We start from the raw sequence: 19,178 nt of genomic DNA on the forward strand, positions 1-19,178 counted from the left end.
AAAGCGGGCCATGAAGAAGATCCACTGCGCAGAACGTCATGACTGGAAACAGACCGCCGACAGCCTCGGCTTTCTGTTCCACACCATCGACAACGAGCCCTACTGGGACGAAAGCGCGTACTACCAGTTCACGCTCAAGCAAATCGAGCACGACCTCGAAGACCCGACCACCGAGATCCATGACATGTGCATGGACCTCGTCGCGCGCGTGGTCCACAGCGAAGAACTGCTCGACCGCCTGAGCATTCCCGCGTCCTTCTACGACATGATCCGCACCTCATGGCTGGAAGGCCACCCGCACCTGTACGGGCGCATGGACTTCTCCTACAACGGCACCGGCCCCGCCAAGTTGCTCGAACTCAACTACGACACCCCCACCAGCCTCTACGAAGCCGCGGCGTTCCAATGGGGCTGGCTGGAACAATGCATCGAACGCGGCCTGCTGCCCAAACACGCCGACCAATTCAACAGCATCGACACCAAACTGCACCAGGCCTTCGCCCAACTCCAGGTCAACCAGCCCTTCTACTTCGCCTCCATGAAAGACTCAGTCGAAGACAAAGGCACCACCGACTACCTGCGCCTCGTCGCAGAAAAAGTCGGCATCGAATCCCGCCACATCGACATCGAAGACATCGGCCTGACCGCCGAAGGCCGCTTCGTCGACCTCGAAGATCGCTGGATCCCCCACCTGTTCAAACTGCACGCCTGGGAATTCATCTTCCACGAACCCTTCGGCGCTGCGATTGCCCAGTGCGACACACAGTTTTTCGAGCCAGCGTGGAAAGCCATCCTCTCCAACAAAGGCATCCTGCCGCTGCTGTGGGAATTCAACAAAGGGCACCCGAATTTGCTTGCGTCGCACCTGGACACTGAACCGGGTAAAGCCGTGCCGAAGGGTTGGGTGCGCAAGCCGTTCTTCTCGCGGGAAGGGGCCAACATTGAACTGCAAACCGCTGATGGGCTGATTGTGAAAGAGGACGGCCCTTATACGGATGCGCCGTTTATTCTTCAGGAATTTGCACCGCTGCCACGGTTTGGGGACAGCTATACGTTGATCGGGTCTTGGGTGATTGGGGATCAGGCGGCGGGGATTGGAGTGCGGGAGGACAATAGTTTGATTACCAAGGATTCGAGTCGGTTTTTGCCGCATTTGATATTAGGTTGAGCGTCTTATCGTCATCATTTGGAATAAACAACATGAAGACGAGGGGCTGTAAACCGCCCGCTTTTGGTCACTCAATTGTCCAACAGCTTGTTGGACAATTGACTTTGGGTTTTAACGGGCATTAAAAAGCCGGCTTGTGGCCGGCTTCTCGGGGACTGCTTCAGCTTGTTTTTGACAAACCTCACCAGCCTTCAAATCGCTCAGCCCACGTTGCGTCGGGCTGAATAGTAGGGGCATCCGCGGGAACTCCTCCGCTTCGCCAGGCAAGGTGGATAGCGCGAAGCCATCCCCTGCCAAATGTGGGCGGCATGATACCCACATTCACCTCAAATGCCCACCTCCGGATCCGATTTAGAGCCTTCCCAGCCCAATAAGTGCTCATCCAGCGGCACCGGTGGCCTGCGGTTATTCAACGTGGACCACCAGAACACCCAGCCCACGATCTGGAAGTTCTGTTCGAAGCGCTGTTCGTATGTCAGGTACTCGTCGGGATGTTCGCTGGCATTGTGGCTGCGCATGCGCAAACCGCCCCCCGGTCGGTTGTAGAGGTATTTGATGCGCAGCATCCCGTCGTGTTCTACCGCGTAGATTTCGCCGTCGATGATTTGGGTGCGGCCTCGGTCGATGGCGAGGGTGGCGCCTTGTTGGATGATGTCGATCATGCTGTTGTCGACCATGTAGGCGCCCAGGGCGCGGTCGGGTTTTACGTTGAGGGCCTGGAGGGTGTGCAGGGTGATGCGGATGCATTCGGTGGAGGTGAATGAGGGGTGGAGGTCGATCTCCACGTCGATTTTTTCCGGGTGGCAGGCGGGGTCTGCGAGGTATTTACCGCGTCCTTCGCGGGTGGGTGCGGGCAGTCCTTTTCGGGTGTCCGGGCCTTCCAGCAGGAAGTTGGCCGGTGGGTGCTTGGGGCCTTCGCCGGTGCGCAGCCAACGGCTGGAGATGCACAGCAGTTCTGCGATCTCGTTGAGTCGGCCCATGGGCACGCCGCGCTTGAACCAGTTGTTCACGTGTTGAGGCGTGACACCGCGGTTCTTGGCGAAGTCGGAGGCGGAAAGATGAACTTCCCGTAGTAGCGCTTTTAAACGATCACCTGATGTATTCATAAACGCAGAGTTTACTGGCCGGAATTACAGATCAAATAAACTATGCGTTGAGTTGCGCGTGTAGGCCTTTACTTAGTTGTAGCCTGATACGTCGTATTAAAGACTTAGTTAAACGTTGTTTATAAAATGGTGAACTTACCGTTTAATTTTTCCCACAAAAAAAGCCCCGAATGATCGGGGCTTTTTCAATTGCCGAGGCAATGAGGAGCGGGTATCAGCCTTTGTAGGCAGCGACCGACTTCAGGATCTCGGCGCGGGCGGCGTCTGCGTTGCCCCAACCGTCGATCTTCACCCATTTGCCTTTTTCGAGGTCTTTGTAGTTCTCGAAGAAGTGCTTGATCTGTTCCAGCAGCAGTGGCGGCAGGTCGGTGTATTCCTTCACGTCCACGTACAGCTGGGACAGCTTGTCGTGGGGAACTGCGATCACTTTGGCGTCGCCGCCGCCATCGTCGGTCATGTTCAGGATGCCGACCGGGCGTGCGCGGATAACCGAACCTGGGGTAACCGGGTAAGGGGTCACGACCAGCACGTCGAGGGGGTCACCGTCGTCAGCCAGGGTGTTAGGGATAAAACCGTAGTTGGCCGGGTAGAACATCGGGGTGGCCATGAAACGGTCAACGAACAGGCAGTCGCTGTCTTTGTCGATTTCGTATTTGATCGGCGCGTGGTTGGCCGGAATCTCGATGGCGACGTAGATGTCGTTCGGCAGGTCTTTGCCAGCCGGAATCTTGCTGTAGCTCATTGGGCGTTGCCCCCGTTAATTGGCCAAGAAACTTGGCCGGATTGGCCTAAAAGTGGCGGCGATTATAGGCACATTCCGCCGCCGATGCCATGCGCCAGACGTCGTACGGTCATTCGCCTTGCGACTGATAACGCGGGTCGCTGGCTTGCAGTTGGGTGAGGCGGGCCAGGGGATCCTGGCGATAAAAGCGGCTGAGTTGGGCGTACACCTGTGGATAACTGCTGACCAGCAAATCCGGGGCGCTGAAAAAATATTCGCTGGTGACGGCAAAGAATTCCGCAGGGTTTTCGGCGGCGTAGGGGTCGATCTCGGTGTCGGCGTCCGGGTTGGCGTCCAACTGGCGGTTGAGGTCGTCGTAGGCGCCTTGCATCACGCTGGCCCATTCCTGAACGCGCATGTCGTTGTGCAGCGGCGGCAGGCCGTTGGCGTCGCCGTTGAGCATGTCGAGCTTGTGCGCCAGTTCGTGGATGACCAGGTTGTAGCCTTCCCAATTGCCGCTGGCGAGCACGCCGGGCCAGGCGAGGATGACCGGGCCTTGTTGCCAGGCTTCGCCGCTGTGCTCGCCGTCCCATTCGTGTTCGATGCCGCTGCTGTCGCGATGGCGCTGGGGGCTGACGAAGTCGTCGGGGTACAGCACGATTTCGTGGAAACCCTGGTACCAGTCGAGGTCGCCGAGGTTCATCAGCGGCAGTTGCGCCTGGGCGGCGAGCAGCAGGCGTTGTTCCTGGTGCAGTTCGACGCCGGGCAGGGCAGTGAGGTGTTTCTCGGCGAGGAACACCACGCAGGCTTCGCGCAGCCACTGGTCCTGCTCGGCGGTGAGGCCGTCGAGGAAGGTCAGGTGGCGGCGCACCCGCTGCCAGGTGTCATCGGCAATCGGGTGCTTGGCCAGCAAGCGCTGGCGACGCCAGGCGCTGAGGGACCACATGGGCGCTTACTGCGACTTGGCTTGGGACGACGCGCGACCAAAACGGCTGCGGAACACGCCTATGATCATCGGCACCAGCGACAGCAGGATGATGAACACCACCAGCAGCGACAGGTTTTTCTTGATGAACGGCACGTTGCCGAAGAAGTAGCCCAGGGTCACCAGGCCGCCGACCCAGAGGATGGTACCCAGCACGCTGAAACCGAAGAAGCGCGCGTAAGGCATTTTCGCGATGCCGGCCACGAACGGTGCAAAGGTGCGCAGGATCGGCAGGAAGCGCGCCAGCGTCACGGTTTTGCCGCCGTGCTTGTCATAGAAGTCGTGGGTTTTTTGCAGGTAGTCGCGACGGAAGATTTTCGAGTTGGGGTTGTTGAACAGGCGTTCGCCCACCGTTCGCCCGATCACGTAGTTGGTGCTGTCACCCAGGATGGCCGCCAGCATCAGCAGGCCGCCCAGCAATACGGGGTCCATGCCACCACCTGCCGCCACAGCGCCGGCGATGAACAGCAACGAATCACCTGGCAGGAACGGCATGACCACCAGGCCGGTTTCGCAAAAGATGACCAGAAACAGAATGGCGTAGATCCACGGACCATAATTGGTTACCAGCAGGTCGAGGTAAACGTCGAGATGCAGGATAAGGTCGAGCGGGTTGAAATCCATGGATGGCACCTGTGTGAATGGCCCGGCTCAGCAGGCCTGTGCGGAAGCTCGGGTTAATAAGGCTACAAGTGTATGCCGCATTTCTTACAACCCTGAAAGGTCCGCATTATACGGATTGGGAGGTGAAAAGCGTGTTGGTTTTGTAGCGGGGGATGTCGTGCAAAGGCATTCGCAGGCACAACACTATCTATAGGAGCAGGCTTGCCGGCGATAGCATCACCTCGGTCTCACTGATATACACCGAGGTGCCTGCATCGCCGGCAAGCCGGCTCCTACAGAAGCCTGCGTCGACATTAGATGGGGGTGTGGGGTTAATCTTCGCTGATCGGCAGCGTGTAGTTCTTGAACTCGGTGTCTTCGCGGAACCCGATCGACTCATAGGTCTTCTGCGCCACTTCATTGTCGCTGCTGGTCGACACCCGCAGCCGTACCGCGTGGGTCTCCTTGGCCATTTTCTTCGCCGTGCGCATCAGGTTGTCCGCCACCAGTTGCCGGCGGGCGTCTTCGGCCACGTAGATGTCGTTGAGGATCCACACGCGCTTGAGCGACAGCGACGAAAAGCTCGGGTAGAGCTGGCAAAACCCCAGTAATTTCTTGTCATCGTCATCCGCCAAGGCCAGGTAAATCACCGATTCCTTGCGGCGCAGGCGTTTTTCCAGGAAGGCCCGCGATGAGTCCGGAAAGGGCAGGGCGCCGTAGAACTCACGGTATTTGACGAACAGCGGGGTCAACAGGTCCAGGTGTTCCAGGGTCGCTTGAGTAATCCGCATGCCAGGCCTCAACTTCCAAATGGGGGATGACCACACAAGCGGCCGTGACTCGATGCTGCCTAATGGCGCGAAAAAGCGCAATCGTGCAGCGTTCAGTCATCCGGTGAACTGAGCAGGAAATTGCCTTTCATCAGGTCCGGATCATCCGATTCGATGGTTTGAACCTGCGCCTCGTCCTTGAGATTGACCCCCGACAGCTGCCGGCGACACGCCTCTCGCATCAAGTAAAGCAGGCGGTGGGCGGCCATGCCGTAGCTCAAGCCTTCCAGGCGCACATTGGAGATGCAGTTGCGGTAGGCGTCGGTGAGGCCGACCTTGGGGTTGTAGGTGAAATACAGGCCCAGGCTGTCCGGCGAACTGAGGCCGGGCCGTTCGCCGATCAGAATGACGGTCATCTTGGCCCCCAGTAACTGGCCCACTTCATCCGCCACCGCCACGCGGCCCTGTTCCACCAGGATGACCGGCGACAAGGACCAACCGTCAGCGCTGCTCTGTTCCTCCAGGCGTGTCAGAAACGGCAAGGTGTGTTTATGCACCGCCAGCGCCGACAGGCCATCAGCGACCACGACCGCCAAGTCCACGCCGCCGGGGTTGGCCGATGCATGATCGCGCAGCAACTGGGCCGACTCATCGCTCAAGCGCCGCCCCAGGTCCGGGCGTTGCAGGTACATGTGACGGTCAGTGGCGGCACTGTGCAGCAACAGACTGTCACGCCCACGCTCGGCCAACTGGCTACTGAGGCCTGCATGGTCGAAGGGCAAATGCACCGCGTCCCGCGCCTGGGCGTGGGCGAACTGGAAATCCAGCTGCGCGCTGGTGGGGATGCTGGTGCCGGTGCGGCCCAGGGCAATACGCGCTGGCGTCAGGCGGCGCAGTTCCAGCCAAGGGTTGTCAGGCAGGTCGAGTTGCACAGGCGGCTCCTTCATCCCAATTGCGCCAAGGCTTGGCGAAACGCCGGTGGCAGGCTGTTGCCGAAGCGCACCTTGCCGTCGGCTTGCGTGAAGATACCCATCTTCGCCAGCCACTGTTCAAACTCCGGCGCCGGCTTTAAACCCAAAGTTTGGCGGGCGTACAGGGCGTCGTGGAAGGAAGTGGTCTGGTAGTTGAGCATGATGTCGTCGGAGCCGGGGATGCCCATGATGAAGTTGATCCCGGCCACGCCCAGCAGGGTCAGCAGGGTGTCCATGTCATCCTGGTCGGCTTCGGCGTGATTGGTGTAGCAGATGTCGCAGCCCATGGGCACGCCGAGCAGCTTGCCGCAGAAGTGGTCTTCGAGGCCGGCGCGGATGATCTGCTTGCCGTTGTACAGGTACTCGGGGCCGATGAAGCCGACCACGGTGTTGACCAAAAACGGTTTGAAGTGCCGGGCCACCGCATAGGCGCGGGTTTCGCAGGTTTGCTGGTCGACGCCAAAGTGCGCATTGGCCGACAAGGCGCTGCCCTGGCCGGTCTCGAAATACATCAAGTTCTGGCCCAAGGTGCCGCGATTGAGGCTCAAGCCCGCTTCGTAGCCTTCCTGCAGCACGCTCAGGCTGATGCCGAAACTGGCATTGGCCGCCTCGGTGCCGGCTATCGACTGGAACACCAGGTCTAGCGGCACGCCACGGTTGATGGCCTCGATGGAGGTGGTGACGTGGGTGAGTACGCAGGCCTGGGTCGGGATCTCGTAGCGCTGGATGATCGCGTCCAGCATCTCCAGCATGGCGCAGATGGAGGCGATGCTGTCGGTAGCCGGGTTGATGCCGATCATGGCGTCACCGTTGCCGTACAGCAGGCCATCGAGAATGCTCGCGGCGATGCCCGCCGGTTCGTCTGTAGGATGGTTCGGTTGCAGGCGCGTGGATAAACGCCCGCGCAGGCCCATAGTGCCGCGAAACTGCGTGACCACGCGGATCTTCTGCGCCACCAGCACCAGGTCCTGCACGCGCATGATCTTAGACACGGCGGCGGCCATCTCCGGTGTCAGCCCTGGCGCCAAGGCGCGTAGGGAATGCTCGTCGGCCGCGTCGCTGAGCAGCCAGTCGCGCAAGCCGCCGACGGTCAGGTGGCTGACCACGCTAAACGCCTGTTTATCGTGGGTGTCGATGATCAGTCGGGTGACTTCATCGCTTTCATAGGGGATCAGCACTTCTTCCAAAAAGTGTTTGAGCGGGATATTCGCCAACGCCATCTGCGCCGCCACGCGTTCACCGTCGTTCTGTGCGGCGACGCCGGCGAGAAAGTCCCCGGAGCGTGCGGGGCTGGCCTTGGCCATCACGTCCTTGAGGCTGTCGAAGCGGTAGGTTTGAGCACCCACCGCGTGGGAAAAACTTGCCATACAGTGTCTCCTTGGCGACGCAGGCACGCGCCTGCGTCGAGGTTTACGGCTATCAGTGCAAGGCGGCCTCTGCGGCCTGGATCGCCGCGAATTCCTCTTCGGGCGTGCCCGCTACCAAGTGATGCCGGCTGTAGAAAGCAAAGTAAGCAATTAATACTCCATAGATGATCGCGGCGCCAATCACCACCCGTGGATCCACCAGAAAGCCCGCCACCACGGCCACGCAGGCCAGTACCAGGGCAATGCCGGAGGTGAAGATGCCGCCCGGCGTGCGGTACGGACGCTCCATTTTGGGGCGACGGATGCGCAGGGTGATGTGCGCGGCCATCATCAGCACGTAGGAAATAGTCGCGCCAAATACCGCCACCAATATCAGCAGGTCACCCTGGCCGGTCAGCGACAGGCCAAAACCGATGATGCCGGGGATCACCAAGGCCAGCACGGGTGCCTTGCTTTTGTTGGTCTGGGACAGTTTGCGCGGCAGGTAACCGGCGCGGGACAGTGCGAAGATCTGCCGCGAATAAGCGTAGATAATCGAAAAAAAGCTCGCGATCAGCCCGGCCAGGCCAACTAGGTTGACGAAGCCGCCCATCCAGGTCGAGCCGCCATAGGACAAGGCCAGCGCCTCCACCAGCGGGTTGCCGGACTTGATCAGCGCGTAAGTGCCGGCGCCGCCCGGTGCGATCACCAGGATCAGCAGGGCAAAACTGGTCAGCACCACAATGGCGCCAATCAAGCCGCGCGGCAGGTCACGCTTGGGGTTCTTGGTTTCTTCGGCGGCCAGGGGCACGCCTTCTACGGCGAGGAAGAACCAGATGGCGTAGGGAATCGCCGCCCACACACCCACGTAGCCAAACGGCAGGAAGGTGCTGGCACCCTTGGCTTCGGTCACCGGGATGTCCAGCAGGTTGGCGACATTGAAGTGCGGCACCATCGACACCAGGAACACGCCCAGGGCAATCGCGGCCACGGCGGTAATCACAAACATCAACTTCAAGGCTTCGCCGACGCCGAAGATGTGGATGCCGATAAAGATGATGTAGAACGCCAGGTAGATCATCCAGCCGCCGATGCCGAACAGCGACTCGCAATACGCGCCGATAAACACCGCGATGGCGGCGGGGGCGATGGCGTATTCGATCAGGATCGCGGTGCCGGTGAGGAACCCGCCCCAGGGGCCAAAGGCGCTGCGGGCAAAGCCGTAGCCACCGCCGGCGGTGGGGATCATGGAAGACAGTTCGGCCAAGGAAAAACACATGCACAGGTACATGGTGGCCATCAGCAATGTGGCGAGGAACATCCCGCCCCAGCCGCCTTGGGCCAGGCCAAAGTTCCAGCCGGCGTAGTCGCCGGAGATCACGTAGGCAACGCCGAGGCCAACTAACAGCACCCAGCCGGCAGCACCTTTTTTCAATTCGCGTTGTTGGAAGTATTGGGAGTCGACTTTTTCGAAGTCGACCGATGAACTTGTGGGTTCGTTAGGCATGGGAAAGTACCGTCCGTTGTTATTGTTTTAACTCGGCCTCTGTGTGCCGAATGCACTTCGCAAGTACTTACAAAGATCATTGTAGGAGCTGGCTTGCCAGCGATAGCATCCGCCCAGTCACTACTGATGTTGGATCACACACCGCTATCGCCGAAAGCCGGCTCCTACACTTGAAATGCGACCCACTGTAGGAGCCCGCTTGCCGGCGATAGCGGATTAACGGTTTAGAAGAAGCCCAGCGGATTAATGTCGTAGCTCACCAGCAAGTTCTTGGTCTGCTGGTAGTGATCCAACATCATCTTGTGCGTCTCACGGCCGACGCCGGACTTCTTGTAACCGCCGAACGCGGCATGCGCCGGGTACAGGTGGTAGCAGTTGGTCCACACGCGGCCCGCCTTGATCGCCCGGCCCATGCGGTAGGCGCGGTTGATGTCGCGGGTCCACACCCCGGCGCCCAGGCCGAACTCGGTGTCATTGGCAATCGCCAGGGCTTCGGCTTCGTCCTTGAAGGTGGTGATGCTCACCACTGGGCCGAAGATTTCTTCCTGGAACACGCGCATTTCGTTGGTGCCCTTGAGCAGGGTCGGCTGGATGTAATAGCCGCCAGCCATATCACCGGTGAGCTTCTCGACCTTGCCGCCGGTCAGCAGTTGCGCGCCTTCGCCCTTGGCGATTTCCAGGTAGGAGAGGATCTTGTCGAACTGCTGCTCGGACGCCTGGGCGCCGACCATGGTGTCGGTGTCGAGCGGGTCGCCACGTTTGATCGACTCGATCTTCTTCATCACCACTTTCATGAAGTCGTCGTAGATCGACTCTTCCACCAGCGCGCGGGAAGGGCAGGTGCACACTTCGCCCTGGTTGAAGAATGCCAGCACCAGGCCTTCGGCTGCCTTTTCGATGAACGAAGGTTCGGCCTTCATGATGTCGGCGAAGAAGATGTTCGGCGACTTGCCGCCCAATTCTACGGTGGATGGAATGATGTTCTCGGCCGCCGCATGCATGATGTGCGAGCCCACGGGCGTTGAGCCGGTGAAGGCAATCTTGGCAATGCGCTTGCTGGTCGCCAGCGCTTCGCCGGCTTCCTTGCCGAAACCGTGCACCACGTTCAGCACGCCCGGTGGCAGCAGGTCGCCGATCACTTCCAGCAGCACGTTGATGCCCAGCGGGGTTTGCTCGGCAGGCTTGAGCACCACGCAGTTACCGGCGGCCAGGGCCGGGGCGAGTTTCCACGCGGCCATCAGCAGCGGGAAGTTCCACGGAATGATCTGGCCGACCACGCCCAGTGGCTCGTGGAAGTGGTACGACGCAGTGTGTTCGTTGATTTCGGCGCTGGTGCCTTCCTGGGCGCGGATGCAGCCGGCGAAGTAGCGAAAGTGGTCGGCGGCCAGTGGAATGTCGGCGTTGAGGGTTTCACGCACGGCCTTGCCGTTGTCCCAGGTTTCGGTGATAGCCAGCAATTCGAGGTTCTGTTCGATGCGGTCGGCGATTTTCAGCAGGACCAGCGAGCGGTCCTGGGCCGAGGTCTTGCCCCAGGCGTCGGCGGCGGCATGGGCGGCGTCCAGTGCTTTGTCGATGTCTTTGGCCGTGGAGCGCGGGAATTCGGCGATGGGCTTGCCGTTGACCGGCGAAGTGTTGGTGAAGTAGTTGCCATCGACCGGCGCAACGAATTCGCCACCGATGTAGTTGCCGTACTTGGCCTTGAACGAAACGATGGCGCCTTCAGTACCGGGGTGTGCGTAACGCATGGTGGGTATCTCCTGGCTTTTATGTTTATTGGGAGCGCAGCGCAGCAAGCGCTTGATAAAGCGTAGAGCAAAGGTTGGGCCACCGCTTCGTGGGCCAGGGAAATCAAGGGGTTGGGCATTGTTGCAAGGCGTTGCTGTAGCAGGGCGGGTACAGGCCATGTGACAGTTTGTGCCACAAACGGTACAGCCTGTGACCGGTGGGTCGGCCTGGGATTGCATTGCCTGGGTCGCTGGGGGATGCTGGGCGTTCTCACGCAGGGAGAATAATAAGAAATGCACAACGATCATTTCAGCCGCCATGCCCAGCAGGTGCTCACCGTGGCACGTGGTCAAGCACTGGCCCACGGACCGGCCAGCGATCCGTCCATCGCCCGCTCCTGGCTGCGTTGCCTGGAGGACTACCACCTCGACCCCGCGCAAACCATCGCCCCCACCGTGCTGGAACACGGGCGCCTGCTGGAAAGCCGCGAGCGTCTGCAGCAGGTGCTGCACATCGCCGGCAGCGAGATGAACAGCCTGCATCAGCAACTCTCCGGGGCCGGGCACGCGGTGCTGCTCACGGATGCGCGGGGCGTGATCCTCAACTGTGTCACCGCGCCGGCCGAGCGCAAGATCTTCGAGCGCGCCGGGCTGTGGCTGGGCGCTGATTGGAGCGAAGCGTGCGAGGGCACCAACGGCATCGGCACCTGCCTGGTGGAGCGCCAGTCACTGACCATTCACCGTGATGAACACTTTCGTGGCCGGCACACCGGGCTGACCTGTTCGGCGAGCCCGGTGTTCGACCCCCATGGTGATTTGCTGGCGGTGCTGGATGTGTCCTCCGCACGGGAGGCCGTGTCGCGCCAGAGTCAGTTCCACACCATGGCGCTGGTCAATCTGTCGGCGAAGATGATCGAGAGTTGTTACTTCCTGCGGCATTTTGAAAACCACTGGCTGCTGCGCTTTCATTTGCAGGCGGAGTCGGTGGGGCTGTTCAGCGAAGGCTTGCTGGCATTCGACGGCGAAGGGCGCATCTGTGCAGTCAACCAGAGCGCGCTGAACCTGTTGGGGCAGCAGCGTGGCGGCTTATTGGGGCAGCCGGTGGAGGCGTTTTTCGAAGGCTCCCTGGATCAATTGCTCGGACGCGCCAGCGCCAATGCCACCGCCAGTTGGCCATTACGCACCCGCGATGGCCGGCATTTGTTCGCGGCGTTGCGCGGCCAGGTGCGCAGCATTCCTGCAGCGGTCGTCAAGCCAGCCGTGGTGGAGCGGCCGCGCTTGCCTGGCATCTGCCTCGGCGACCCGGCGTTGCAACAAGACTTCAGCAAGGCGCTGCGGGTATTCGAGCGTGATGTGCCGTTGTTGATCAATGGCGAGACCGGTTCCGGCAAAGAAGCCTTCGCCAAGGCGGTGCACCAGGCCAGCCAGCGTGCCGACAAGGCGTTCGTTGCGCTCAATTGCGCTGCCATCCCGGAAAGCCTGATCGAAAGCGAACTGTTCGGCTACCGTGGCGGCAGCTTTACCGGCGCTCGCAAAGAGGGCATGCAAGGCAAGTTGCAGCAGGCCGACGGTGGCACCCTGTTCCTCGACGAAATCGGCGATATGCCGCTGGCGCTGCAAACCCGTCTGTTGAGGGTGCTGGAAGACCGGCTGGTGGTGCCGCTCGGCGGTGAGCCCCAGGCGGTGGACGTACGCATTGTCAGCGCCACCCACCGTAATTTGCTCGAACGTGTGCAGGACGGCAGTTTCCGCGAGGACCTCTACTACCGCCTCAATGGCCTGGAAATCCCCCTGCCGGCACTGCGGGATCGCGCAGATAAATCACAGCTGTTGGATTTTCTGCTGGCCCAGGAAGCGGGTGAGCAGCAGGTCAGCCTCGATCCCGCGGCACGTCGGGCGTTGTTGGCCTTCGCCTGGCCGGGCAATGTGCGGCAACTGCGCATGGTGCTGCGCACGTTGATCGCGTTGTGCGCCGACGGTCTTGTCCGGTTTGACGACTTGCCCGCCACTGTTCGCGTTTCGCAGCCCGCAACGGTCAGCGCCGTGCCACTGGCCGATTCATCCCTTGATGCCGCCGAGCGGGGTGCTTTGTTGGCCGCGTTGGCGCAGCAACATTGGCACATGAGCCAGACGGCAGTTGTTCTGGGTGTCAGTCGAAATACGCTGTACAGAAAGTTGCGAAAGTACGGCATTGCCCGTCAATTGCACCAAGAGTGTTAGTTGCCTGACGCGTTTTAACAGAGGATTGTAAGTCGCGGTAATGACTTATCGCACGACAGATCCGAGTTTTTGTGAGGCGTTGATTTTCTGGAACGGGTGATGGTTTTTTAGAGACGCAGAAGAGACGGGCAACGTGCAATTTGGCGTTGCCTGACTCAACCACTCTCCGTATCAGAAGTCATTAAGGTGAATATTATGCGTATAACCGGTCCGATTCCGCCGACGCCTACAGCGCTGTTTTTCAACATGTTCAGGCGCCAACCACCTCCCCCGCTGCGTGTACCCAGTGGTGGGCCGTCTACGGGCACTCTGCCTCGAACTGCTCCTGCGCCGCCAAGCCCAAAGCCGCCGACGAGGGTTGGGCGGGACGGCTTCAAGGATATCGTGTCGACGATCACCGGCCATCCAGTGGCCAATACCCTTCCTTCCCAAAGCCATGCCGCCCCCAAGTCTCTGGCTGAAGTCACGCAAAACCTGATGGTTGCGGACCGATTGCACAAGGCCGGTGTGTTTTCCAATACCCCTCAACTGGGAACCGTTGCCCGCGATGCCTTTGTCAACGCGGGCATTAACGGACTTGTCAGCGCGCCCATGAGCATCGCAACGTACGCGGGGTCTGCCTGGACAGGGGAGGCGATCAAGGGCCAGTACGCCGCCCAGACCCCCCTGCTTCCACCGGTTCACCAGCCGGCACCCAGCACTCAGGGGGCAATGCCTCCAGACAGTGTTGCGGTACAGAGCGCCAATGTGGACACGCGATTGGCGCTGGCCGAACTGCGTATCGAAGTCGTGGCCAATAGCATCATGGCAATACTGCAGGGGACGGGGGCATCCGCCCTTGAGATGACGAAGCGTGGGTCACTGGCCACGGGTGAACGACTGACAATGCTTGAGACGTCGTACGATGCGGCCGAAAAATACCTCAAGGATATCGGTGAGGAATGCGGCCTGATCTTCCGGCCTTACGCCGGTACTTCCAGCGCAACTGTTACCGACATCAGGCGGCTGGACAGCCTGGACAAGCGTTTTGAGGCGATGAACACGTTCATCGGCAGAATGATCAAGTTCAAGGAAACCGAGTTGCCGAACGAAACAACGGCGGATACGACGACTGTCTAATTCCCCGGGCGGCCCTGCGGGGCCGCCGCCCCACAGCTAAAGAGTGCGATTTTCGCCCCCCTGCGCTAACCTGCCTCGATGTTTTACGAGGTCGACTATGCACATTCATATTCTCGGTATTTGCGGCACGTTCATGGGCTCGATGGCGGTTCTGGCCAAAGAGCTGGGCCACCATGTCACGGGCTCCGACGCCAATGTCTATCCGCCCATGAGCACGCAACTCGAGGCCCAGGGCATCGCGCTGACCCAAGGCTACGACCCGGCGCAATTCGACCCGGTCCCGGACCTGGTGGTGATCGGCAATGCCATGTCGCGCGGCAACCCGGCGGTCGAATACGTACTCAATAAAGGTTTGCCTTATGTGTCTGGCCCGCAGTGGCTGGCCGACCATGTGCTGCAAGGCCGTTGGGTACTGGCGGTTGCCGGTACCCACGGCAAGACCACCACCAGCAGTATGCTGGCTTGGGTGCTTGAGCATGCGGGCATGAGCCCGGGCTTCCTGATTGGCGGTGTGCCGCAGAACTTCTCGGTGTCGGCGCGCCTGGGCGATACGCCGTTCTTCGTGATCGAGGCGGATGAATACGACAGCGCCTTCTTCGACAAGCGTTCCAAGTTCGTTCATTACCGCCCGCGCACGGCGATCCTGAACAACCTTGAGTTCGATCACGCCGACATCTTCCCCGACCTGCCGGCCATCGAACGGCAGTTCCACCACTTGGTACGCACCATTCCAAGCGAAGGCCTGGTGATCCACCCGACCACTGAGCCTGCCCTGCAGCGTGTGATCGAGATGGGCTGCTGGACCCCGGTGCAAACCACCGGCGCGGGCGGGCAGTGGCAGGTCAAGCTGCTCAGCGAAGACGGTTCCCGTTTTGAAGTGCTGTTCGAAGGCGCGGCCCAAGGCATTGTCGAGTGGGACATGACGGGCCAGCACAACGTCGCCAACGCCTTGGTCACCCTGGCGGCTGCGCGGCATGTGGGCGTGGTGCCGTCCATGGGCATCGCCGCGCTCAGCGCTTTCAAGAGCGTGAAGCGGCGCATGGAAAAAGTCGCCGACGTGAATGGGGTTACCATCTACGACGACTTTGCCCACCACCCGACGGCCATTGCCACCACCCTGGATGGCCTGCGCAAGCGGGTTGGCGACGCGCCGATCATTGCGATTATCGAGCCGCGTTCCAACTCCATGAAGCTCGGCGCCCACCGCGACGGCCTGCCGGAAAGCGTCAACGACGCCGACCATGTGGTCTGGTACGCACCGGCCAACCTTGGCTGGGACCTGCCGGGGATTGCCGCGCTGTGCACGGTGCCGTCCACCGTATGCGACTCCATCGAAGGCATCATCGAACACGTCAAGCAGCAAGCCAAGCCGGGCACCCATGTGGTCGTGATGAGTAACGGCGGCTTTGGTGGCCTGCACGGCAAACTGGCCGAGGCGCTGAAATGAGCGGCCCGGAACGCGTCACCCTGGCCATGACCGGCGCCTCAGGCGCGCCCTATGGTTTGCGCCTGCTCGATTGCCTGGTGCGTGAAGACCGTGAGGTGCACTTCCTGATCTCCAAGGCCGCGCAGTTGGTGATGGCCACGGAGACTGATGTCGCGTTGCCGCCCAAGGTGCAGACAATGCAGGCCTTTCTCACCGAATACACCGGTGCGGCGGCGGGGCAGATCAAGGTCTACGGTAAAGAAGACTGGATGTCACCTGTGGCGTCCGGCTCGGGCGCGCCAGCGGCGATGGTGGTGGTGCCGTGTTCCACGGGCACCTTGTCGGCGATTGCCACGGGGGCCTGCAACAACTTGATCGAACGCGCGGCGGACGTGACCTTGAAGGAGCGCCGGCAGTTGATCCTGGTGCCACGTGAGGCGCCGTATTCGAGCATTCACCTGGAGCACATGCTCAAGCTGTCGAACATGGGCGTGACGATTTTGCCGGCTTCGCCCGGTTTCTATCACCAGCCGCAGACCATCGATGACCTGGTGGACTTTGTGGTGGCGCGCATTCTCAACTTGCTGAACATCCCTCAGGACATGCTGCCACGTTGGGGCGAACACCATTTGAGCAGCGATGAATAAGGCGTTGCTGGTGGTGTTGGCGTTGCACCTCACGGGCTGCGCCACCGCGCGCACCCTGGACGCAGCTAAACCAAACGCGCCGGTGGTGTATGCCGGCACGCGGTTGGACTTGTATGCCATGAATGGCGGCTGTTGCGCCATGGACAGGTTTGGTGCCGAGGCGCCGGCTTATCCGGGTGTGGACCTGCCGGCGAGTGCGTTGCTCGATACGTTGTTGTTGCCGCTGTCGGTGTTGACGGTGTTGGGCGTTGGCTTCAATGCTACAGGCGGCCTGTAGAGGTGTATTGCCTGTGCTGGCCTCATCGCAGGCAAGCCAGCTCCTACAATGGGATTGCCGCAACTCCCCTGTAGGAGCTGGCTTGCCAGCGATGGCGTCAGCCCCGTCACCGCCAATTATTTGCCGAGCTTGCGCAACTCATCCGACTCCACCACCCGCACCCCATCCTGTTCTTCCAGCGCCAGGCGCCACATGGCGCGGGCCAGTTCGCACACTTCGATGCCGTGGTATTTGCCGGGAATCAGCCGCGACAACGGGCCGGCGAGTTGTTCTGCCAGGCGTGGTTCCAAGCGTTCCCCCAACAGCAACGATGGCCGCACGATGGTCAGTTGTGGCCAGTCCTGGGCTTTGAGTGCCTCTTCCATTTCCCCTTTGACGCGGTTGTAGAAGATCGAAGACTTCGGGTCTGCGCCGATCGCGCTGATCACGATCAGGTGACGCGCGCCCATTTCCCGCGCACGCTTGGCGAACGCCACGACCATGTCCAGGTCGACGGCGCGGAAGGCGGCTTCGGAGCCGGCCTGTTTGATGGTGGTGCCCAGGCAGCAAAAGGCGAGGTCCACCGGGCCGCTCAGTTGCGGCAGGAACACCGCCGGGTCGCCCACCGGGTTTTCCAGGTGGGGGTGTTCGGCCAATGGCCTGCGGCTGGGTGCGAGCACGCGGGTCACGGTGGGTTCGTTGAGCAGGCGATCGAGCAGGTGTTCGCCGGTAAGGCCGGAGGCTCCGGCGAGCAAGATATGCTGAGGCGTCAGGTACATGGTGTTTCCCCCTTGTTACACAGTTCAGCTTAGTTGCCTTTGGCTTCCTTGCTATTCATTGAGACGCTTTCGAGCGCCTTTCGTGCCTGCTGTTTGCGTAATAATTGCCAATGGGCGATCACACCCTTGGGGGCCCAGATCTGCGGCTCGGAGGCTTCGAAGTTGTCCGCCTGTTCGCGTTCGGCCACATGCAGTTGCGCCAGCTTGAAGGCTTGCTGCAAGTCGTCGGTCTGGTTGAAGGCTTGGGCGAAGAGGGCGTCGCCGAAGTAGGTGAAGTCGGCTTCCTCGGAACAACCGAAGGACACACGGTCGGCCCGGGAGGCGGTCATGATCAGGGTGCGTTCATCTTTCAAGGCTGGGATGAAACCACCGGAGTAACAGGCGGAAATCACCACGATCTTGTCGCGGTTCTTCAGCGGCGCCAGCACTGCGGCCAGCTCATCGGCGGGCAGGTCGGCCAGCTCCATGCGCGGTTGGTCCAGCACCAATTCGTGTTCGTGGGTGCCGTGGCTGGTCAGGTAGATAAACACCAGGTCTTCCGGGCCGGTGCGTTCGGCCAGGGTGAGCACGGCGCGACGCAGGCTTTCGCGGGTGGCCAAGGGGCGGTCGGCGATGTGGTCGCGGTGATTGACCAGGCGAATCTGCCCACGCGCGCCGAAGCGGGTGGTGAGCATGTTGCTGACGTAATCGGCTTCGCGCAGGAACACGCTCTGCTTGCCATCGCCGGCCACGGCCAGGGTGTACAGCTCGACGGCGGGGGTAGAGGCGGGTACGGCGGCGAGGGCGGTGTCGAGCAGGCGGCCCTGGGCCAGCACGCCGATCTCCAGTGGGTCGGGCAGCAGTTTGCCATCGGCGTCACGCACGCGCAGGCCGTTCACCCAGGTGCCGGCCTGCACGCTGCCGTCGGTAAGCACCAGGGTGCCTTTGCCTTGGTAGCTGTCGCTGTCGAAACCACCGATATAGAAGCTGCCGTCGGTAAGGTTCAGGCGGCCTTCACCGGTAAAGCGCCAATCGCTGAACTGGCCGACATAGTGGCTGCCGTCGACACCGATCAACTCGCCCTTGCCGCTGAGCGCGCCTTCCTTGAACTGGCCGATCCACACGTCGCCGTCGGCGTTCTCGTAGCGGCCCTTGCCGTTGAGCTGGTTCTGCTTGAACTGGCCGACATAAATATCGCCATCGGCGCTGTTGAAGGTGCCGTTGCCTTCCAGTTGGCCATCGACGAAATGGCCGCTGAACTGGTTGCCGCTGTCGTCGTTGCGCTGGCCTTCGCCATTCGGCTTGCCGTGGGCGAACTGGCCCTGGTACTGGCTGCCGTCCGCCAGCTCCAGGCGACCGAGGCCGGAATACTGGTCGTCCTTGAATTCGCCGCGATAGGTCATCTGGCCCTCTTTGAGGGTGCCTTCGCCGTTGCGTCGACCGTTCTTGAAGCCGCCCACATAGTGGCTGCCTGCCGTGGTCAGGCTGCCCTGGCCATCGAACAGGCCCTGCTGGAACTGGCCTTTATAGACTTCGCCATTGCTGCCATGCCACTCGCCCTGGCCGTGCCACTGGCCTTTGTCGAACTGACCGGCGTACCAACTGCCGTTGGGGTAGTCCACGCGGCCCTGGCCTTGCAGCAAGCCATCGACCACATCGCCCCGGTAACGGCCGCCGTCGGGCAGGCGCGCATCGGGCGGCAACAGCGATTCGCCGTCTCCGCAAGCGGTGAGCAACAGGGCAAGGGCGAGGGGAGCGAGTGGGCGCATAGCGGGATCCGGATAATTGAGCGCCGAGTATGCCGCAGCTGCGAGTTTCATACATAAATTTACATACGCGGTGGTGAGGATT

General features: G+C 61.0%; 17 protein-coding genes. 6 read left to right on the forward strand and 11 right to left on the reverse strand.

Annotation, left to right across the window (positions count from 1 at the left end):
- Positions 1 to 10 precede the first annotated feature (10 nt).
- Complete coding sequence (locus AC0IYN_RS13985) at positions 11 to 1,168, forward strand: glutathionylspermidine synthase family protein (protein WP_457239216.1); 1,158 nt, start codon at positions 11 to 13, stop codon at positions 1,166 to 1,168.
- A 326-nt stretch (positions 1,169 to 1,494) separates the two neighbouring features.
- Here the strand turns inward: AC0IYN_RS13985 and AC0IYN_RS13990 are convergent, their stop codons facing one another.
- From AC0IYN_RS13990 to exaC, 9 genes are all read right to left on the reverse strand, one after another.
- Positions 1,495 to 2,274, reverse strand: coding sequence for a LexA family transcriptional regulator (locus tag AC0IYN_RS13990; protein ID WP_406596871.1), 780 nt, complete (start codon positions 2,272 to 2,274; stop codon positions 1,495 to 1,497).
- 214 nt (positions 2,275 to 2,488) lie between these two features.
- Positions 2,489 to 3,016 carry an inorganic diphosphatase gene (ppa, locus tag AC0IYN_RS13995; protein WP_003219382.1) on the reverse strand — a complete coding sequence of 176 codons (528 nt, stop codon included), beginning with the start codon at positions 3,014 to 3,016 and terminating at the stop codon, positions 2,489 to 2,491.
- Between the two features lie 109 nt (positions 3,017 to 3,125).
- Positions 3,126 to 3,941, reverse strand: a complete 816-nt coding sequence (locus AC0IYN_RS14000) for a M90 family metallopeptidase (RefSeq protein ID WP_457267326.1) — start codon at positions 3,939 to 3,941, stop codon at positions 3,126 to 3,128.
- 6 nt (positions 3,942 to 3,947) lie between these two features.
- Positions 3,948 to 4,604, reverse strand: coding sequence for a DedA family protein (locus tag AC0IYN_RS14005; RefSeq protein WP_078050352.1), 657 nt, complete (start codon positions 4,602 to 4,604; stop codon positions 3,948 to 3,950).
- 311 nt (positions 4,605 to 4,915) lie between these two features.
- Positions 4,916 to 5,374 (reverse strand): GNAT family N-acetyltransferase, encoded by a 459-nt coding sequence (locus tag AC0IYN_RS14010; RefSeq protein WP_017528964.1) that lies wholly within the window; start codon positions 5,372 to 5,374, stop codon positions 4,916 to 4,918.
- Between the two features lie 92 nt (positions 5,375 to 5,466).
- Complete coding sequence (eutC, locus tag AC0IYN_RS14015) at positions 5,467 to 6,300, reverse strand: ethanolamine ammonia-lyase subunit EutC (protein WP_078050351.1); 834 nt, start codon at positions 6,298 to 6,300, stop codon at positions 5,467 to 5,469.
- Positions 6,297 to 7,691 carry an ethanolamine ammonia-lyase subunit EutB gene (locus tag AC0IYN_RS14020; RefSeq protein ID WP_099491085.1) on the reverse strand — a complete coding sequence of 465 codons (1,395 nt, stop codon included), beginning with the start codon at positions 7,689 to 7,691 and terminating at the stop codon, positions 6,297 to 6,299. Before AC0IYN_RS14020 ends, eutC begins: the two co-directional genes overlap by 4 nt.
- Positions 7,692 to 7,743: 52 nt before the next feature.
- Positions 7,744 to 9,177 carry an ethanolamine permease gene (eat, locus tag AC0IYN_RS14025; protein ID WP_471841804.1) on the reverse strand — a complete coding sequence of 478 codons (1,434 nt, stop codon included), beginning with the start codon at positions 9,175 to 9,177 and terminating at the stop codon, positions 7,744 to 7,746.
- Positions 9,178 to 9,401: 224 nt separating this feature from the next.
- Positions 9,402 to 10,922 (reverse strand): acetaldehyde dehydrogenase ExaC, encoded by a 1,521-nt coding sequence (exaC, locus tag AC0IYN_RS14030; protein WP_034109459.1) that lies wholly within the window; start codon positions 10,920 to 10,922, stop codon positions 9,402 to 9,404.
- Positions 10,923 to 11,195: 273 nt separating this feature from the next.
- On the opposite strand from exaC, the gene AC0IYN_RS14035 reads away from it, so the two are divergent.
- The 5 genes from AC0IYN_RS14035 to AC0IYN_RS14055 all read left to right on the forward strand — a co-directional run bounded on the left by AC0IYN_RS14035 (position 11,196) and on the right by AC0IYN_RS14055 (position 16,590).
- Positions 11,196 to 13,121 (forward strand): sigma-54-dependent Fis family transcriptional regulator, encoded by a 1,926-nt coding sequence (locus tag AC0IYN_RS14035; RefSeq protein ID WP_458375964.1) that lies wholly within the window; start codon positions 11,196 to 11,198, stop codon positions 13,119 to 13,121.
- 384 nt (positions 13,122 to 13,505) lie between these two features.
- Entirely contained in the window at positions 13,506 to 14,240 is a 735-nt protein-coding gene (locus AC0IYN_RS14040) for a hypothetical protein (RefSeq protein WP_406596875.1), read from the forward strand.
- Between the two features lie 97 nt (positions 14,241 to 14,337).
- Entirely contained in the window at positions 14,338 to 15,687 is a 1,350-nt protein-coding gene (mpl, locus tag AC0IYN_RS14045; protein WP_471841811.1) for a UDP-N-acetylmuramate:L-alanyl-gamma-D-glutamyl-meso-diaminopimelate ligase, read from the forward strand.
- On the forward strand, positions 15,684 to 16,313 hold the full coding sequence (gene ubiX / locus AC0IYN_RS14050; protein WP_028618086.1) for a flavin prenyltransferase UbiX: 630 nt from the start codon (positions 15,684 to 15,686) through the stop codon (positions 16,311 to 16,313). Before mpl ends, ubiX begins: the two co-directional genes overlap by 4 nt.
- The gene (locus AC0IYN_RS14055; RefSeq protein ID WP_406596876.1) at positions 16,306 to 16,590 is read left to right on the forward strand and encodes a YceK/YidQ family lipoprotein; all 285 of its coding nucleotides are present in this window, start codon (positions 16,306 to 16,308) and stop codon (positions 16,588 to 16,590) included. Before ubiX ends, AC0IYN_RS14055 begins: the two co-directional genes overlap by 8 nt.
- A gap of 116 nt (positions 16,591 to 16,706) precedes the next feature.
- Here AC0IYN_RS14055 and AC0IYN_RS14060 read toward each other — a convergent pair whose 3' ends face one another.
- Positions 16,707 to 17,348, reverse strand: a complete 642-nt coding sequence (locus tag AC0IYN_RS14060; RefSeq protein ID WP_078050342.1) for an oxidoreductase — start codon at positions 17,346 to 17,348, stop codon at positions 16,707 to 16,709.
- 29 nt (positions 17,349 to 17,377) lie between these two features.
- Entirely contained in the window at positions 17,378 to 19,096 is a 1,719-nt protein-coding gene (locus AC0IYN_RS14065) for a C13 family peptidase (RefSeq protein ID WP_406596877.1), read from the reverse strand.
- Between the last annotated feature and the right edge of the window lie 82 nt (positions 19,097 to 19,178).

This window comes from Pseudomonas sp. AC112 (genome assembly GCF_979253545.1).

Excerpts from the sequence above, each read along its gene's own strand:
- AC0IYN_RS13985 (WP_457239216.1), top strand. The coding sequence starts at position 11 with ATGAAGAAGATCCACTGCGCAGAACGTCATGACTGGAAACAGACCGCC.
- AC0IYN_RS13990 (WP_406596871.1), bottom strand. The coding sequence starts at position 2,274 with ATGAATACATCAGGTGATCGTTTAAAAGCGCTACTACGGGAAGTTCAT.
- ppa (WP_003219382.1), bottom strand. The coding sequence starts at position 3,016 with ATGAGCTACAGCAAGATTCCGGCTGGCAAAGACCTGCCGAACGACATC.
- AC0IYN_RS14000 (WP_457267326.1), bottom strand. The coding sequence starts at position 3,941 with ATGTGGTCCCTCAGCGCCTGGCGTCGCCAGCGCTTGCTGGCCAAGCAC.
- AC0IYN_RS14005 (WP_078050352.1), bottom strand. The coding sequence starts at position 4,604 with ATGGATTTCAACCCGCTCGACCTTATCCTGCATCTCGACGTTTACCTC.
- AC0IYN_RS14010 (WP_017528964.1), bottom strand. The coding sequence starts at position 5,374 with ATGCGGATTACTCAAGCGACCCTGGAACACCTGGACCTGTTGACCCCG.
- eutC (WP_078050351.1), bottom strand. The coding sequence starts at position 6,300 with ATGAAGGAGCCGCCTGTGCAACTCGACCTGCCTGACAACCCTTGGCTG.
- AC0IYN_RS14020 (WP_099491085.1), bottom strand. The coding sequence starts at position 7,691 with ATGGCAAGTTTTTCCCACGCGGTGGGTGCTCAAACCTACCGCTTCGAC.
- eat (WP_471841804.1), bottom strand. The coding sequence starts at position 9,177 with ATGCCTAACGAACCCACAAGTTCATCGGTCGACTTCGAAAAAGTCGAC.
- exaC (WP_034109459.1), bottom strand. The coding sequence starts at position 10,922 with ATGCGTTACGCACACCCCGGTACTGAAGGCGCCATCGTTTCGTTCAAG.
- AC0IYN_RS14035 (WP_458375964.1), top strand. The coding sequence starts at position 11,196 with ATGCACAACGATCATTTCAGCCGCCATGCCCAGCAGGTGCTCACCGTG.
- mpl (WP_471841811.1), top strand. The coding sequence starts at position 14,338 with ATGCACATTCATATTCTCGGTATTTGCGGCACGTTCATGGGCTCGATG.
- ubiX (WP_028618086.1), top strand. The coding sequence starts at position 15,684 with ATGAGCGGCCCGGAACGCGTCACCCTGGCCATGACCGGCGCCTCAGGC.
- AC0IYN_RS14055 (WP_406596876.1), top strand. The coding sequence starts at position 16,306 with ATGAATAAGGCGTTGCTGGTGGTGTTGGCGTTGCACCTCACGGGCTGC.
- AC0IYN_RS14060 (WP_078050342.1), bottom strand. The coding sequence starts at position 17,348 with ATGTACCTGACGCCTCAGCATATCTTGCTCGCCGGAGCCTCCGGCCTT.
- AC0IYN_RS14065 (WP_406596877.1), bottom strand. The coding sequence starts at position 19,096 with ATGCGCCCACTCGCTCCCCTCGCCCTTGCCCTGTTGCTCACCGCTTGC.